Origin of the sequence: Christiangramia sediminicola, from assembly GCF_031344135.1 — a bacterium.
Classification (GTDB): Bacteria; Bacteroidota; Bacteroidia; order Flavobacteriales; family Flavobacteriaceae; genus Christiangramia; species Christiangramia sediminicola.
Genome location: NZ_JAVJIU010000006.1, coordinates 1 through 15,770 on the forward strand (window position 1 = coordinate 1; position 15,770 = coordinate 15,770).

The following is a 15,770-nucleotide window of genomic DNA, read 5'->3' on the forward strand; positions in this document are numbered from 1 at the left end:
AAAGGAAATACTTACAGTTGTATCTCAACGAGTTTATTTACAAATTAAACAGACGGTATTTTGGAGACAAACTCTTTGACAGACTAGTAATTGCGAATATAACAGGTGCATAAACGGATAATCAGAATCTTTAAACATCCTAATTAACTACCTGCGGATTTTAGGTATTATTATAGAAGCCCCCATGAATAAATCGCTCATCATTTTCGGCATCGTCAACATAACCTCGGACAGTTTCTCCGATGGAGGCCGGTATCTGGCGCCAGACGCAGCCATTGCGCAGGCGCGTAAGCTGATGGCCGAGGGGGCAGATGTGATCGACCTCGGTCCGGCATCCAGCAATCCCGACGCCGCGCCTGTTTCGTCCGACACAGAAATCGCGCGTATCGCGCCGGTGCTGGACGCGCTCAAGGCAGATGGCATTCCCGTCTCGCTCGACAGTTATCAACCCGCGACGCAAGCCTATGCCTTGTCGCGTGGTGTGGCCTATCTCAATGATATTCGCGGTTTTCCAGACGCTGCGTTCTATCCGCAATTGGCGAAATCATCTGCCAAACTCGTCGTTATGCATTCGGTGCAAGACGGGCAGGCAGATCGGCGCGAGGCACCCGCTGGCGACATCATGGATCACATTGCGGCGTTCTTTGACGCGCGCATCGCGGCGCTGACGGGTGCCGGTATCAAACGCAACCGCCTTGTCCTTGATCCCGGCATGGGGTTTTTTCTGGGGGCTGCTCCCGAAACCTCGCTCTCGGTGCTGGCGCGGTTCGATGAATTGCGGCTGCGCTTCGATTTGCCGGTGCTTCTGTCTGTTTCGCGCAAATCCTTTCTGCGCGCGCTCACAGGCCGTGGTCCGGGGGATGTCGGGGCCGCGACACTCGCTGCAGAGCTTGCCGCCGCCGCAGGTGGAGCTGACTTCATCCGCACACACGAGCCGCGCCCCTTGCGCGACGGGCTGGCGGTATTGGCGGCGCTGAAAGAAACCGCAAGAATTCGTTAACTGCACATTCGGGATATTTCTCTATATTCGCGGTTCAGCAGGCATGTCCCCTTTGAGGGCGACCCGACGACAGGATAATCGACCTTATGGTGCGCAAATATTTCGGCACAGACGGTATTCGTGGCAAAGCCAACGAAGGCGCGATGACGGCGGAAACCGCCTTGCGCGTCGGCATGGCGGCTGGCCGTGTCTTTCGTCGCGGTGACCACCGCCATCGTGTCGTGATCGGCAAGGATACGCGCCTGTCGGGCTATATGCTTGAACCCGCGCTCACAGCCGGTTTCACCTCGATGGGCATGGACGTATTCCTTTTTGGCCCGCTGCCGACAACGTATAGGAAGAATAAACGCCCTTTTCACCCAAGTCCAACAGCTTTGGACCGCAGTTGACTCTTTCGACACCCCTGCGATGCAACCCAATCCGGCTGACGGGGAGCCAGCAACGCTGAAAATTTACCCTCCTCTTTCCCACTAGCGGCTCCTTTTCCGACAACCAGCACGGCGGATCCCTGCCGCGGCGCTGTGAACGCAGCATTTTGATTGGTATCGTTGGCCTTCAGGCTCGTCAGTCAAACAGACCCAGGAGCAGCTCAGCCGGTGGCGCCCGGCTTTCGGGTAACGCCCTGGTCCCGCTGGTTTCGGCTTTGTGCTTCAGGTGATCAAGGATCTGCTTGATCACTATAGGGTCTTCAATGCAGGCGATGACTTTCATGGCGCCGCCGCAGCCGCTGCAGGTCTCGATGTCGATATTGAAAACACGCTTGAGCCGTTGCGCCCATGTCATCGACGCTCGCCGTTGTGCTGGTGTTGCCGGTTCATCAGCCACCCTGACCTTGTTGCCCCTGCCCCGTTTTGCCGGCGTGACCAACGCCCGGTGCCGACTGTTGGGTGCGAACACCCCGTGGAAGCGGGTTAGGTTGACTCTGGGCTTCGGTACCAGGGCGGCCAGCCTTGCAATGAAATCCAATGGTTCGAAAATGACGTGCGTGGTGCCGTCCCGGTACGGCGTCTTGAGCTGGTAGCGCACGTTGCCGCCTCGTGTTAACGACAGCCGCTTCTCGGATACCGCCGGGCGGCTGATGTACCGGCACAGCCGTTCGAGCTTCTTGCGTTCATCGGCCCTGGCCGCCACGCCGGCGTGCAGGCTGGACCCGGCTACCTTGCCAATCCCGTCACCGAACGGATCACCACTGGTCGGCAGAGTTTGCAAAGTGAACACCTTTCGCCCCGCCTGTGAACCGACAGCGATACGGTAAGTGATCGAGTGCCCCAGCAGGGGTGTCATCGGGTCGTCATCCACCGCATCCGAGGCCAGATAGCTGTTTTCGACATCCCGTTCCAGCAGGCCTTGCCGTTCCAGATAGCGACCCACCCGGTGGGCGATGGTGTGCGTCAGCTGGGTGAGCTCTGGGCTGGTCGGCGCCTTGACCCAGCGGAAACGCGCTGAGCCGTGGGATTGCTCGACATACACACCGTCGAGAAACAGCATGTGGAAGTGAACATTCAGATTGAGCGCTAATATACTAAAAATATTAGGTGTGTTTGCGGAGAATCAGTTAAAAATTTATGTTAATCAAAATTTATCCAAATGGGGAGAAGAATTTATGACTGACGGTAATAAAGCAAATCAGGTATGAAAGGATTTTGGATATATAAAATAATAGCAAGTGGTGAAGATGAAGTAGATGCTTCAATAACTTTAAAAAAAGGAGCAAATATTATTACAGGTCCTTCAGATACAGGTAAGTCCTATTTGTTTTCAGTTATTAACTATATATTAGGACGAACTGCACCCCCTGATGATGATATTCCAGAAGGTGTGGGTTATGATACTTTTAGCTTAGAAATAGAAACTTTTGAATCTAGCGACAAATTTAAACTTCAAAGAAAATTAGGTGAAAATAAAATCGCTGTTTGGAATATGAATGCAATTGAACAAAGGAATGTTTTAATTGATACATTTAGTACAAACGCTAACTTATCTAATGAAAATCATATTTCTAATTTCCTTCTTAATCTTTGTGGTTTAAAGGGTAAAATTCTTTTAAAAAATAGATTAAAAGGTGTAAAAATACCTTTGAGTTTTAAAAATATAATTCAATTTACCAATATAGCTGAAGATAGAATAATCACGAAAGGTTCACCATTCTATTTTACTAATGTTAACTCACTTCATACAGTTGAACAATCTATGATAAGTTCAATATTAGAGGAAACTGATTTTTCAAATGTAGATTCAATTGAAGACCCAAAAAAGAAAGAAACAAAAATTTCAGGAAAATTAGAATTTATAGATAAACAAATTGTCGATTACTCAGAGCAAAGACAAAAGTTGGTTAAAAAATTTGAAATGCTTATTTCAAATAAAACTACATTAGATAAAGCCCTCATAAATGACCAAATTCAAAAACGAATTGAGGATTCATATAATCTAGAATCCCAGGTAACTAAATATTTAAATGATGTTAATTCTACGACAGAAAAAAAAATCTATGCTTTAGAATTAATAAAAAGATTTGATATACTTGAAAGACAATATTTGAGTGATTTAGATAGGTTGGCGTTTATACTAGAAGCTGAATCACTTACCTCTCAATTACCTAGTCAATTATGCCCTATCTGTTCAAACCCAATGAATATTGACGAAATTCAGCATTTAAATGAGATAGAAAATTTTAAAGAAGGAGTAATTGCTGAAATAGCTCTTATTAAAGAAAAATTAGAAGACCTAAAAGAGAGTATTACTGAGTCCAAAGAAAATGTTTTAAAGCTTGAAGCTGAATCAAATGACCTAAAAAGAACTTTAGAAAAATTAGAAAACCGCTTAGAAAGTATAAAACCAGAAATTCAGAATTTAAAGACCATTCTTAATGATTATATAGAAATTGAAAAAATTGGAAATTATATAGAGTTTATTGATACGGAAACTGCAACTCTTTATGAAACAAAAGAATCTCTAGAAATTTTAAAATCTGAAAAAGAATCAACAGACATAGTAAATGTTTGTGACTACGACATTTTAAAAAAGCTATCGGGATTTATTGAGCAAAGATTAAAAACTTGGAACTATAACGTTAATCCTAAGGTAATATTTAACTCAGATTTTAAAATATTTGATATTGTCATATCTAATAAAAGTAGAGGTAGTTATGGCAAAGGGAGAAGAGCAATTTCTTATACTGCTTGTTTGTTAGGTTTCTTAGATTATTGTTTAAAGGAAGAAAAGAATTTTAGCAACTTCATAGTTATTGACTCACCTTTAACAACATTCAAAGACAAAGAAGTTTCAGAAACTGAAGATGACTCGATTGAATTAGATGACTTATTTTTTGATGACATTAGAAAAACTTCCTTAGATAGTCAATTAATAATATTTGAAAATAAGATTCCTAAAAAAATAGAAGGCATTAACATCATTGAATTTACAAAGAGTAAGGAACAAGGAAGATATGGATTCTTTCCGATTGAATAAAATACGGCATACAACAAAGATGTATAAAAAAATAGGCGAAATAGTAATAAATTCGAGGCTTTTGACTCGTAACAAAGTTCGTGCTTAACCGAAAGTTTTGTGCTTCGAAATCGCCTACTTTTACACAAAACCGTTACCCACAAGCTGAAAAAACAACCATAAACCTTAAACCTTATCGACTACAACTTTATAATTCGGGTCTTCAATTATATTAACATCAATAATTTCATCAGCATTTTGTAGTAGCGTTATACAGTCAGGGCTTAAATGACGCAAATGGACTTTTTTCCCGACTTTTAAATAACGTTCTGTAATTTTATTAAGGGCTTCAATCGCTGACATATCAACAACGCGACTTTCCTTAAAATCAATGATGACTTCCTGTGGGTCGTTCAGAATATCAAACTTTTCGTTAAACATTGTTACCGAACCAAAAAATAAAGGCCCATAGATTTCATAATGCTTAATTCCCTGCTCATCAATCGACTTTCTTGCTCGAATACGTTTTGCATTATCCCACGCAAAAACCAATGCAGCTATAATAACACCGACAATAACAGCTAAAGCCAAATTGTGCAAGAAAACTGTAACCAGCGTTACGACAACCATAACGAAAATATCAGATTTAGGCATTTTATTAAAAGTCTTCAAACTTGCCCATTCAAAAGTTCCGATTGCTACCATAAACATCAGACCTGTAAGGGCTGCCATTGGCAATTGCTCAATTAAACCTGCACCAAACATTACAAATAGTAAGAGTGCCACAGCAGCCACAATTCCCGAAAGTCTTGCTCTCGCACCATTGGAAATATTGATAAGACTTTGCCCTAACATTGCACAACCACCCATTCCAGAAAAGAAACCTGAAAAAATATTTGCAGCACCTTGAGCCACCGCTTCTTTGTTTCCTCTACCACGAGTTTCGGTAATTTCATCAATAATATTGAGCGTTAGCAAACTCTCAATCAAACCGACACCAGCCATAATAGCAGCGTAAGGAAAAATCAACGCCAAGGTTTCAAAATTGAAAGGTACACTCGGAATATGGAATGGCGGAAAACCACCTTGGATTGATGCTATATCGCCCACGGTTTTTGTATCAATCCCAAATCCGACAACAATCCCAAAAACAGCAAGAATGGCAACCAATGATGCGGGAATGACTTTTGTAAATTTTGGCAATCCCCAAATAATTAGCATTGTCAGCAAGACCAACCCTAAAATAATGTACAACGACTGACCAGTTAACCAACTTCCTGATGCATCTTTAAATTGGTCGAGTTGAGACATAAATATGATGACTGCTAAACCATTGACAAATCCGAAAATTACAGGATGGGGAACTAATCGCATCAACTTACCCAATTTGAATACTCCTGCTAGAACCTGAATAATACCTGCCAAGACTACAGTTGCAAATATATATTCGGGTCCGTGAGAAATAGCCAAAGCCACAATTACCACTGCAACAGCACCTGTTGCACCAGAAATCATTCCAGGTCGTCCACCAAAAATTGACGTGATTAATCCAACTACGAAAGCTGCATAAAGACCTGTCAATGGAGACAATCCTGCAATTAAAGCAAAAGCAACAGCTTCAGGAATTAAAGCCAAAGCTACTGTTAAACCCGATAAAATCTCTGTTTTGGCACTTGTTTCAGAACTTTTATTAAATAAGTTAATTACTTTTTTATATTCTTGTTTTGATTTTTGACGATAAAGTCGTGCGTATTTATTCATTAATATTTTTGTTAAAAAGCGAGTCCACTTGGCAATAATACCAATGACGTCAGTTTGTTTAAATAGATTTTAGTAAGTTTACCTCTAAAAGAGGGCGGAGAAAAAAAGCACTAAATTTCAGGGCGGAGTAACCGCAGGAAGATTGAAATTATATATTGAAATTGTATTTGCCATTTTTGAAGTTGCAAATTTAATAAAAATTCTGACTTAAAAAAAGAATATTCATTAATATTTTTGTTAAAAAGCGAGTCCACTTGGCAATAATACCAATGACGTCAGTTTGTTTAAATAGATTTTAGTAAGTTTACCTCTAAAAGAGGGCGGAGAAAAAAAGCACTAAATTTCAGGGCGGAGTAACCGCAGGAAGATTGAAATTATATATTGAAATTGTATTTGCCATTTTTGAAGTTGCAAATTTAATAAAAATTCTGACTTAAAAAAAGAAAAAAGCCAGTGGGTAACAATGTATATAAAAAATAGGCGAAATATCAGTAAAATCAAGGGTTTTAGCTCGCATCAAGCTTTGTGCTTAACCGAAAGTTTAGTGCTTCGAAATCGCCTACTTTTCAAGATATACTAAACGTTGGCAACAAGCTGAAAAAACACTTTTCTGCACATTTAAAATTTTCCTTAAACACATTAAAATGTAGTTTTATTCAACTCATAGTTAATTTTTTTACGTTTTTTCTTGTGTAATTGAATTATCCATTCTATATTTGCATCATAGTTCTTTGAAAGAGTTTTGAAAATTGAAGTAATTAAATTCAAAAACAACTAAAGTGTATTAAGTTACACAACCAATTATGGTTCTATTGGCGACAGCACATCCAGTCACAAGCGTTAACGCTACTGATGAAATGTTATAAACTGATTTAGGCAACCCCTAAAAACGTTAGAAGTCATATTCTGAAAAGAGTAACACCAATAACTGCTATTCTATTAAATCTTTTAATAAAGGCAAGAATAATTTTGGGGTGATAATGTGGGCAACGCATATTGAATTTAATTACGAGCGTATTGTAAATAGGCAAGGGACAATTCCGTCTCTAATTAAATCTATTAAATTATGCGTAAAAGCACAGATTATCAAAACATCGATAGCCTTATATTGAATATAAGGGCTATCCTTTCCGAGGACCGTTGTTCATTATCGGAAGAAGAAAAAATTCAATTAAATGACACTATTAGTTATTTAGAAAACTCTAGAAAAGTAGACGTTGAAAAACCTATTGATTGGAGTATTGTTTTTAAAGCAGTTGAAATACTTTTAAAGGTATTTACTAATCTTGAAAACTTGAATGATTTTTTTTAACTGACACCCCTTAATTTTTTTAAACACAAATAATATGGACTTAGGACTTGCAATAAAATCGATTAGAAAACAAAAAGGCTTAAAACAAAACCAATTTGCTGAGCTTTGCGAAATTACACCTTCGTACTTATCGCAAATAGAGAATAACAATAAGGAACCTAATCTTTCTATTTTAAAGATTATTTCTAATAACCTTGGAACACCTTTACCAATTTTATTCTTTTTATCATTAGATAATGATGATATAAATCCAGAAAAAAAGGAGGCTTTTAAGATGATTGCACCTTCTATAAAATCATTGGTTAATCAGTTTTTCGCTGTATAATGATTAAATCAACTAAGCATCTCGCCTATACATTGCAAGTTGATTTCAAAGAATTTCAATCCATAACACAAAATATAGATAATCATTATCGAGAAAAGATTGTCATAAAATTGGACAAGTTTGGAAAGCCAAAACTTGATAAAAATGGAATTCCAAAACAAAGAATTATAAATCCGAGTATTAATCGACTTAAAATAATTCAAAAAAGAATCCAAAAATATATACTTTTAAAGATAGAATTACCGCCTTATGCATTTGGTGCTGTTAAAGGAAAAGACAATGTCGATAATGCAAAACAGCATCAAGGAAAAAAATATAAATTCACAACCGATTTAAAAGATTTTTTTCCCTCTATTACTAATAAAGCCGTTAATGAAATGTTCGTTAACCAAGGTTTTTCTTATGAAGTTTCTGGCATTTTAACTAAACTCACTACATTCAAAGGAAAAATTCCACAAGGAGCACCAACGTCATCTACACTTGCCAATTTAGTTTTTATGAAAACTGGAGACGTTTTGTATGAATATGCTCAGCAACACAATATGACATTTACATCTTTTGTTGACGATATGACTTTTTCATCTGCGAATGACTTTAAAGCAAAGCTTCCTGAAATATTAGAGATTATTACTGCTGAATATAAAATAAGTCATAAAAAGACCAATTACTCAAGAAACCCAAACATTACTGGATTACATCCAATGAACAACCATTTAAAATTACCTAAGTCGTTTATGGATAAATTGGAATCAACTGAAGAAAGAACACCTGAACAAAATGCAGGGTTATTAATGTATAAAGAGAAGATTTCAAAAGCTAATTACGGAAAAAAGCCAGTTGCCAACAAAGAACTGAGTTATAAAACATAGCTAATATAGGCTTTCCGAGAGGTTCGTGTGTATTTGCAAAGTCCGCCAAATTTTTTAATTTGGTTTTTTGAAAAATTAAGATAAAAAGAAAATTAAAAAAAATCGGCTCGTGTATAATCCGAAACGATAGCGTCTTTTTACACGCTACGTTTCATATACAAGACAGTTAAATAAGGCAAATCAGACCTTTATAACCCACTCAGCACATTTCTCTACATTTCGCGAAAAGCTACATTTCGAGAAAAGAGCTTCACTACACAGGTCTTGGACATAATCCCCAATTTCGACTTTCCATTACGTTAACCCGATCCGCTACGCTGGAACGGGACACTTCATTCCTTAGCCAAAATGGTGAATTAAGTCCGCTTTCTCATCGGAAAGTCAAAACTTCGATTTTCTTGACGAAATTTTAGGCAAGCCCTTCTTGAGTGCTTCCTCAAAAATTTCTAAAAATCAAATTTTGCCTTACACATTTTAAGGGGTTTATAATGGATAGAGCCTGTATTGTTTTTCGGGGCGTCGAAAAACAGGCACGACATAACCAAATTCTAAATTAAACTCAGCGGCTTATTTCGCTTAACTGTCTGTACGCTCAAACGCAACTGCGTTTAAAAGAATTGCTAATGCCCTTATGGAACTTGTCAAGACTATACAAGTTTTAGCAAAAAATAAGGTTTCTACTTCCTTGAAAACCCAAGGGTTTTACTACGTCGCAAACACACCTGATTTGTTCCCTAAAAGTCTGGACAAAACCCACTCTATCCATTGTGCGGTGCACAGAAGAAAAGAACAAACACCCCTTAAAATTTAATTCAGTTTAAATCAAATAGGGGAAATATAAACCAGTCTGTAACAAAGCAGGCACAAATCTTTTTATTATGAGTACTATTAAAAATCACGTACAGTTAATTGGAAACGTTGGGCAAGAGCCAACCATTACGAACCTTGAAAGCGGAAAGAAAGTAGCCCGTTTTTCATTAGCAACAAATGAGTATTACAAGGACAAAGATGGCAACAAGCAAACGGACACGAATTGGCATACCGTAGTAGCTTGGGGCAAAACTGCCGAAATTGTAGAGAAGTATGTTGTTAAAGGCAAAGAAGTTGGAATATCGGGAAAGCTTAAAACCCGAAGTTATACAAATGATGATAACGAACAACGCTATGTTACGGAAGTTGTAGCCGATGAAATCCTATTACTTGGAAGCAAAGACGACAAGTAAATCTTAAAATGAAAGAGGGCGTAACAGTCGAAAGATGCGCCCTCTTTTTCATTATTCACACTTTAAATAATATGTACAATGAAAGCACAAGTTAACGAAATTAAGGAAGGATTGCAACATTTTCACGGAACGGAAATGTTCTATCAAATCCCATTATTAAGAACACGTTTTACAGACGGACTAAAATATCTTGCCAATATAGCAGATTGTTTTTGGTTAATCACGGACACTTCCGTAATTGCAAAAAGTCTGATGAACCGAAGTGAATTTATTACCATTGACTTCAAAAGATTGCCCGAAGAAAAACAAGATTATTCTGGTTATGAAGCTGAAATAACTTACAGCGATGGCAATGATAATATTTTAGAAAAACACGGCTATCGGGTTACCGATTTCCCACTCGATGAACTGCGGTTATTTTTTGTAAATGATACGCTGATGTTACCGAGCGAATACTAAAAACCGGACGTTATGATATATCTAAATTTTACCGATTTGAACGAGGAAACACAAGAGCGATTAATTGCCAATTCCAAAGAAGAAGTAAAGGAAAAGTACGGCAAGGATATAATGGATTATGCCACAAAGCATAATACCAATTTGAATAAGATGCTTGATGAAGAAGCACTTCGGAATTTGTATTCGTATAAATACATTTTCAACGTATAAATTTTATGAAATTAAAAGCAAGCACCTCTAAAATTTAGAGGTGTTTTTGTATGCGATTAGTATATAATCAATAAAAAAACGTATCTTTATTTCGCTGAAATTCAGCATTCAAATTTAAGTAAGGTTATCCACTTTTCGACTTTCGCCGATAATCTTACACATCGAAAAATAACATATCGGAAAATCATTTTCCCTGAAAATGGCAATCGGCTTTTTAGCCTGATTGTATGGATTTTTTGTCACGCTTGCGCGTGACGAAAAGGAATAGCAAGAGGGTAACACGCTGCGCGATGTTACGGATTCTATTTACATTTTAATAATCTGATTATTAGCTGTTTACAATCAGTCGATATTTCAAAGTTTCTACAATTTGCGTCAAACAGCTTGAAATAGCCAGTAAACAGGGATGGATTTACGTCAAATCTTTAAAAAAGCGAAAGAAAATGGATTCATTCATTACAATTAGGTTTAAACGGAAAACTGCCAAACGTTTTCAAGAATTTTCGAAAGCACACTTCAAGTCACATACTGAAGCAATGTCAACTATTCTCGATTTTTTCTTCTATAACGAAATTTCGCCAAAAGAAAAATTAGGTCCAACGGGACGAACAATTGAAGCAAAACTTTTAAAAAGAATTAATGCAGTTATCGCCATAATGCGAGACGTGGAAAAGACACAAACGAAACCCACGGTAGCGATGATTCAATCCCTTTTTGAAACAGAAGAACCTATAAAAAAATCGCTGATTGTAGAAAAGAAATATGCCGAAGAAAAAAAGGAAGTACGCTTTCGCGAAAAGCAAAACCCAAGTAACCAACTTTAATTTTTTGAACTATGTACATCACAATAACACCTCAAAAGTTGGGTACTAATTATTCACAAAGTTCAGCTGATTTTGTGGGCTATTTAGAGAAAGAAAACGAGGGTCTAGAACAGCAAGATATGGAACACTTTTTCAATCAATATGGCGTTGAAATTTCCGCTGAAGAAGTGGTAAAAGAAATCGATGGAAACACCGCAAAATTGAAAAAGAAAGAACCCAAGTTTTATTCGATTACGGTCAGTCCCTCAAAGTACGAATTGCGAAAACTTCAGAACAATAGCCAAGATTTAAAAACCTACACGCGTGAGCTTATGAAGGATTATGTTGCCAGCTTCAATCGAGAAATTCACGGACGACCCATAACCATAGATGACATAAAATATTTCGCTAAAATTGAACATCAACGAACCTTTAAAGGAACAGATTTTCAGATTAAAGAGAATCAACCTTACGCTTCAAAAATTCTTCAGCTAAAAACTGAAATCCGAAATGTTCAAGAAGGAAGAGCTGAGGGGAATATTAAAAAGATGAAAAAAGAAATTGCCAATCTGGAACGCCAAGCACCGCATCAGCAAAACGGAAAACGGATTGTCCAGGGAATGCGAAAAGATGGAAACCAAAGTCACATCCATATCATCGTTAGCCGAAAGGATGCTTCAAATTCTGTTAGTCTTTCTCCCGGAAGCAAACACAAAGCTTCGGAAGTTGAAATGCACGGTAAAAAGGTAAAGCGCGGTTTTGATAGAGATACCTTTTTCGCGAAAGCGGAAAAAACGTTTGACAAGACTTTTGACTATAAACGCAACTTTGCAGAAACCTATAAAGCCAGGAAGGATTTTGTTAAGAATCCTAATCTATACTTCGCCGCGTTGATGAAGTTGCCAGCCAATGAAAAAGCATTGGCTTTCAAAATGATCACAAAAACGGGATTACCCATAGTGCCAAGTATTCCAGTTAGTCAAGCACAAATTGCACTTCGGGTTTTCAAGCATTTAAGACGTGGCGTAGAAGTGGCCATTAAATCAAGTTCAATAGGGATCTAATTAATATGGAGATAGACAATCTTATATCGATATTTTCAATTATTGGTTTATCCAGTATCCCTCTAAGAATCCTTCCACTTCATTTTCTGCAATCTAACGGCATTAAGAATAGCGAGTAAAGCAACGCCTACATCAGCAAAAACAGCTTCCCACATTGTTGCTAATCCACCAGCACCAAGAATTAGAACTATTACTTTTACACCGAAGGCCAAACCAATATTTTGCCATACGATATTTCGAGTTGAACGACCAATTTGAATCGCTCTTGCAATCTTACTCGGTTGGTCTGTCTGTATGATAACATCAGCAGTTTCAATAGCAACATCGCTTCCTAAACCACCCATCGCAATACCTACACCACTTGCGGCCAAAACTGGTGCATCATTGATGCCATCACCAATAAATGCTACTTTTGTATCAGGTTGTTTCTTCAGTTCTTCAACTTCGTTTAGCTTGTCTTCAGGTAACAGACCACCTTTTGCCCAATCGATATTTAACTCTTTTGCAACTTGTTGCGTAATAGAGTCCTTGTCGCCTGATAGCATTATAATCTTAGAAATTCCTGCATCCCTAATTTGTTTGATGGCTTGGTGCGCATCATCCTTTAGTTCATCTGCAATGGTTACGTAACCTGCAAATTTCTCATCAATGGACACCATAACAATTGATTCTACAATACCATCCGTTTCCGAAGGAACTTTTATGTTGTTTGAAGTCATCAAAGCTTTGTTGCCTACCAACACCGTCTTCCCATTAACTGTTCCCTTCAACCCCTTTCCGGCAACCTCTGAAACATTAGTCGCTTCAAACTCCGAACCGTCTGCTTTGTATTCGAGAATCGCTTTTGCAATAGGATGGGTAGATTGTTCTTCCATAGCCATCAGGTATTTCATAAACTCAGCTTCCTCAAATGTGATGGAATTGATTTCTTTGATTTTGAAAACCCCTTTGGTAACCGTTCCGGTTTTGTCCATTACGACCGTGTTCACTTTGGTCATTGCATCGAGAAAAGATGCACCTTTGAATAGAATACCGTTTCGGGATGCCGCACCCAATCCGCCAAAATAGCCCAAAGGAATAGAAATAACCAGCGCACACGGACACGAAATCACAAGGAATATCAATGCTCTATATAGCCAATCCCTAAACACATAATCATCTACAAAAAAGTAAGGCAATAATGTCAGGCCGATTGCCAAGAATACAACGATTGGTGTATAAATCCGCGCAAATTTTCTAATGAACAATTCGGTCTTTGATTTTCTGGCAGTTGCATTCTGAACCATATCCAGAATTCGTGCAATGGAACTGTCCTTAAATTCCTTGGTAGTCTCGATTTCGATTACGCCATCGAGGTTGATGCTTCCAGCAAAGACAGTATCGCCTTTAGCGATAGTATCAGGTTTGCTTTCGCCTGTCAAGGCAGCAGTATTAAAAGAGCCCTTTTCAGAAATTAAAATGCCATCAAGCGGAACTTTTTCGCCAACACGTACCTGAATCTTTTCGCCAATCTCAACGGTCTCGGGATTTACGGAAACAAAATCGTTCTCGCGATAAACCAAAGCTTCATTTGGTCTTACATCCAGTAAAGCTTTAATGTTTCTTTTGGCTCGGTTGACCGCTGCATTTTGAAATAGTTCGCCCACAGCATAAAATAGCATTACGGCCACGCCTTCGGGATATTCGCCAATGGCAAATGCCCCTAAAGTGGCAATCGACATTAAGAAAAATTCTGTGAAAAAATCGCCATTTTTAATACTATTCCAACCTTCCCTTATAACAGGAAAACCAACGGGTATATAGGCAACGGTGTACCAAACCACTCTGACCCAGCCTTCAAAAAAAGGAAAGGTGTCAAAGTAATCAACCGCAATTCCGATAATAAGCATTAGAAAGCTGAAAATTGCGGGCAGGTAAGTCCTAAAATTGGAAATATCTTCGGGACTACTATGGTTATGGCCATCGTCGTGACTGTGCTCGCCTTGGTGTTCTTTTGGTTCTAAGTCACGTAAGTTTACTTTTTTCTTTTTCATTATGTTGGTTTGTATTGGTTTAAAATGATACTTAAATCTTGTGGAAGTTCCATCTTTTTTAGTGGTAGAACATTGGAACCCCCTGTATTTCCAGTTGGTATATGGTCGATAAACGATTTCCACCCACCCACAACTAAGCGAACAAGTTGACCTAAAACTTCTTTCACATTCTTTTGTCTGAATCCAAATTTGAGCATTAGCCAATTGGAATATGTATGCTCAAAAGGATAGGATTGACCAATTATGTGTGAGCGCTCAAGATGATTCCAAGCTTGAGACAAATTTCCTTTGAGTAATGACAAACGGTAAAACCGTAGTTCATTTTCATAATGTTCCTTTAAGCCATTTGGCATTACGGTATTGAATTTCATTTGTACAGATTTAAGAGGTAATCCAAGTTTTTGCCAGTTCCTTATCTTCTAAATCGAAATATTTCACTTCTGAGCTTGTGAAGAAGTCAGTTGCTTTTGCAGACCATTCCTGCCACTTCTTTTCGCCTACAAAAGCCATTTTTCTATAGTCTGAAATATGTGCGCTGTCCACTTTAATATCTTCCCAAAATCCCTTGAGTGTATAACCCTCAAGGTCTTCCATTTCAAAATAGAAATCTACTTTATTCCCTTTTTTAATAATATTATGAATTAGTGGATGTATTTTTTCAACATCATTTTTTAAAATCTTTCCGCTGATTTTCGCAGAAATTAAATTATCCTTTCCTGTATTTATTATCTGTATCATAGGTTTTTACATTTAAAAATTCGCACAAAATATACTGGAAATATTGGTGCAACGGAAGTGCATTTATTGTCCGCTACACTTCTCGCAAATTCCTTTAATGACCAAATTGGCATCCTCAGCTATATATCCATCGGGCAAGTTGATATGCGGAATTTTTTGTTCCGTTAAACAAACCGTTTCGTCACAGTTATTACAGTGAAAATGCAAGTGCAGATCTTGTTCAAGTTCACAGTTGCAACCCGGTTCACACAATGCATATTTTGAAATGTTGGAACCATCGTCTATCTGGTGTACGATACCTTTTTCCTCAAAAGTTTTTAGGGTACGATACAGAGTAGTCCTGTCCGCTTTCGCGAAAGCATTCTCAATATCTGTCAATCCTACGGCAACCTCTTTTTCGGCCATATACTTATAAATCAATATGCGCATTGCCGTAGGGCGAACCCCATTGTCATCTAATCTTTTTTCTATTTCTTTCATTGTTAATATTATTCTTGATGTTCTTTACTGTGGGTTTTTATTA

Annotated in this window: 16 protein-coding genes and 2 pseudogenes; 12 read left to right on the plus strand and 6 right to left on the minus strand. The window is 38.4% G+C overall.

Annotated features, from left to right (window positions below):
* The 3 genes and pseudogenes from RE431_RS14545 to RE431_RS14555 form a co-directional block, all read left to right on the plus strand.
* A pseudogene (locus tag RE431_RS14545) lies at positions 1–113 on the plus strand (IS1595 family transposase); the annotation flags it as partial.
* A 71-nt stretch (positions 114–184) separates the two neighbouring features.
* Positions 185–1,000 (plus strand): sulfonamide-resistant dihydropteroate synthase Sul2, encoded by an 816-nt coding sequence (gene sul2, locus RE431_RS14550; RefSeq protein ID WP_001043260.1) that lies wholly within the window; start codon positions 185–187, stop codon positions 998–1,000.
* A gap of 86 nt (positions 1,001–1,086) precedes the next feature.
* A complete protein-coding gene (locus RE431_RS14555; protein WP_000251875.1) occupies positions 1,087–1,389 on the plus strand; it encodes a phosphoglucosamine mutase in 303 nt (100 codons plus the stop codon).
* Positions 1,390–1,564: 175 nt separating this feature from the next.
* Here RE431_RS14555 and RE431_RS14560 read toward each other — a convergent pair.
* A pseudogene (locus tag RE431_RS14560) lies at positions 1,565–2,515 on the minus strand (IS91-like element ISCR2 family transposase); the annotation flags it as partial.
* 117 nt (positions 2,516–2,632) lie between these two features.
* Here RE431_RS14560 and RE431_RS14565 point away from each other — a divergent pair.
* The gene (locus RE431_RS14565; RefSeq protein WP_309562703.1) at positions 2,633–4,471 is read left to right on the plus strand and encodes a hypothetical protein; all 1,839 of its coding nucleotides are present in this window, start codon (positions 2,633–2,635) and stop codon (positions 4,469–4,471) included.
* A 165-nt stretch (positions 4,472–4,636) separates the two neighbouring features.
* Here the strand turns inward: RE431_RS14565 and RE431_RS14570 are convergent, their stop codons facing one another.
* Positions 4,637–6,211, minus strand: a complete 1,575-nt coding sequence (locus tag RE431_RS14570; RefSeq protein ID WP_309562704.1) for a SulP family inorganic anion transporter — start codon at positions 6,209–6,211, stop codon at positions 4,637–4,639.
* Between the two features lie 1,066 nt (positions 6,212–7,277).
* On the opposite strand from RE431_RS14570, the gene RE431_RS14575 reads away from it, so the two are divergent.
* The 8 genes from RE431_RS14575 to mobB all read left to right on the plus strand — a co-directional run bounded on the left by RE431_RS14575 (position 7,278) and on the right by mobB (position 12,476).
* Positions 7,278–7,523 (plus strand): hypothetical protein, encoded by a 246-nt coding sequence (locus RE431_RS14575; RefSeq protein ID WP_309562705.1) that lies wholly within the window; start codon positions 7,278–7,280, stop codon positions 7,521–7,523.
* A gap of 34 nt (positions 7,524–7,557) precedes the next feature.
* Positions 7,558–7,848: a helix-turn-helix domain-containing protein gene (locus RE431_RS14580; protein WP_290269491.1), complete on the plus strand. Its 291-nt coding sequence runs from the start codon at positions 7,558–7,560 to the stop codon at positions 7,846–7,848.
* A gap of 32 nt (positions 7,849–7,880) precedes the next feature.
* Positions 7,881–8,717: a reverse transcriptase family protein gene (locus RE431_RS14585; RefSeq protein WP_309562706.1), complete on the plus strand. Its 837-nt coding sequence runs from the start codon at positions 7,881–7,883 to the stop codon at positions 8,715–8,717.
* Positions 8,718–9,595: 878 nt separating this feature from the next.
* On the plus strand, positions 9,596–9,940 hold the full coding sequence (locus RE431_RS14590) for a single-stranded DNA-binding protein (RefSeq protein ID WP_309562707.1): 345 nt from the start codon (positions 9,596–9,598) through the stop codon (positions 9,938–9,940).
* A gap of 78 nt (positions 9,941–10,018) precedes the next feature.
* Entirely contained in the window at positions 10,019–10,399 is a 381-nt protein-coding gene (locus tag RE431_RS14595) for a DUF6876 family protein (protein ID WP_309562708.1), read from the plus strand.
* Between the two features lie 12 nt (positions 10,400–10,411).
* Positions 10,412–10,609 carry a hypothetical protein gene (locus RE431_RS14600; protein WP_309562709.1) on the plus strand — a complete coding sequence of 66 codons (198 nt, stop codon included), beginning with the start codon at positions 10,412–10,414 and terminating at the stop codon, positions 10,607–10,609.
* A 443-nt stretch (positions 10,610–11,052) separates the two neighbouring features.
* Positions 11,053–11,433, plus strand: a complete 381-nt coding sequence (locus RE431_RS14605; protein ID WP_309562710.1) for a BfmA/BtgA family mobilization protein — start codon at positions 11,053–11,055, stop codon at positions 11,431–11,433.
* Positions 11,434–11,444: 11 nt separating this feature from the next.
* Positions 11,445–12,476, plus strand: coding sequence for a MobB family relaxase (gene mobB / locus RE431_RS14610; RefSeq protein WP_309562711.1), 1,032 nt, complete (start codon positions 11,445–11,447; stop codon positions 12,474–12,476).
* A gap of 62 nt (positions 12,477–12,538) precedes the next feature.
* Here mobB and RE431_RS14615 read toward each other — a convergent pair whose 3' ends face one another.
* From RE431_RS14615 to RE431_RS14630, 4 genes are all read right to left on the minus strand, one after another.
* Positions 12,539–14,509 carry a heavy metal translocating P-type ATPase gene (locus RE431_RS14615; RefSeq protein ID WP_309562712.1) on the minus strand — a complete coding sequence of 657 codons (1,971 nt, stop codon included), beginning with the start codon at positions 14,507–14,509 and terminating at the stop codon, positions 12,539–12,541.
* Positions 14,509–14,880, minus strand: a complete 372-nt coding sequence (locus tag RE431_RS14620; RefSeq protein WP_309562713.1) for a DUF3703 domain-containing protein — start codon at positions 14,878–14,880, stop codon at positions 14,509–14,511. The genes RE431_RS14615 and RE431_RS14620 overlap by 1 nt, the downstream gene beginning before the upstream one ends.
* Positions 14,881–14,890: 10 nt before the next feature.
* Positions 14,891–15,247, minus strand: a complete 357-nt coding sequence (locus RE431_RS14625; protein WP_309562714.1) for a SpoIIAA family protein — start codon at positions 15,245–15,247, stop codon at positions 14,891–14,893.
* Between the two features lie 63 nt (positions 15,248–15,310).
* Positions 15,311–15,727: a Fur family transcriptional regulator gene (locus RE431_RS14630; protein ID WP_309562715.1), complete on the minus strand. Its 417-nt coding sequence runs from the start codon at positions 15,725–15,727 to the stop codon at positions 15,311–15,313.
* Positions 15,728–15,770 lie beyond the last annotated feature (43 nt).

Coding starts and splice junctions, on each gene's coding strand:
- sul2 (WP_001043260.1), top strand. CDS start 185: ATGAATAAATCGCTCATCATTTTCGGCATCGTCAACATAACCTCGGAC.
- RE431_RS14555 (WP_000251875.1), top strand. CDS start 1,087: ATGGTGCGCAAATATTTCGGCACAGACGGTATTCGTGGCAAAGCCAAC.
- RE431_RS14565 (WP_309562703.1), top strand. CDS start 2,633: ATGAAAGGATTTTGGATATATAAAATAATAGCAAGTGGTGAAGATGAA.
- RE431_RS14570 (WP_309562704.1), bottom strand. CDS start 6,211: ATGAATAAATACGCACGACTTTATCGTCAAAAATCAAAACAAGAATAT.
- RE431_RS14575 (WP_309562705.1), top strand. CDS start 7,278: ATGCGTAAAAGCACAGATTATCAAAACATCGATAGCCTTATATTGAAT.
- RE431_RS14580 (WP_290269491.1), top strand. CDS start 7,558: ATGGACTTAGGACTTGCAATAAAATCGATTAGAAAACAAAAAGGCTTA.
- RE431_RS14590 (WP_309562707.1), top strand. CDS start 9,596: ATGAGTACTATTAAAAATCACGTACAGTTAATTGGAAACGTTGGGCAA.
- RE431_RS14595 (WP_309562708.1), top strand. CDS start 10,019: ATGAAAGCACAAGTTAACGAAATTAAGGAAGGATTGCAACATTTTCAC.
- RE431_RS14600 (WP_309562709.1), top strand. CDS start 10,412: ATGATATATCTAAATTTTACCGATTTGAACGAGGAAACACAAGAGCGA.
- RE431_RS14605 (WP_309562710.1), top strand. CDS start 11,053: ATGGATTCATTCATTACAATTAGGTTTAAACGGAAAACTGCCAAACGT.
- mobB (WP_309562711.1), top strand. CDS start 11,445: ATGTACATCACAATAACACCTCAAAAGTTGGGTACTAATTATTCACAA.
- RE431_RS14615 (WP_309562712.1), bottom strand. CDS start 14,509: ATGAAAAAGAAAAAAGTAAACTTACGTGACTTAGAACCAAAAGAACAC.
- RE431_RS14620 (WP_309562713.1), bottom strand. CDS start 14,880: ATGAAATTCAATACCGTAATGCCAAATGGCTTAAAGGAACATTATGAA.
- RE431_RS14625 (WP_309562714.1), bottom strand. CDS start 15,247: ATGATACAGATAATAAATACAGGAAAGGATAATTTAATTTCTGCGAAA.
- RE431_RS14630 (WP_309562715.1), bottom strand. CDS start 15,727: ATGAAAGAAATAGAAAAAAGATTAGATGACAATGGGGTTCGCCCTACG.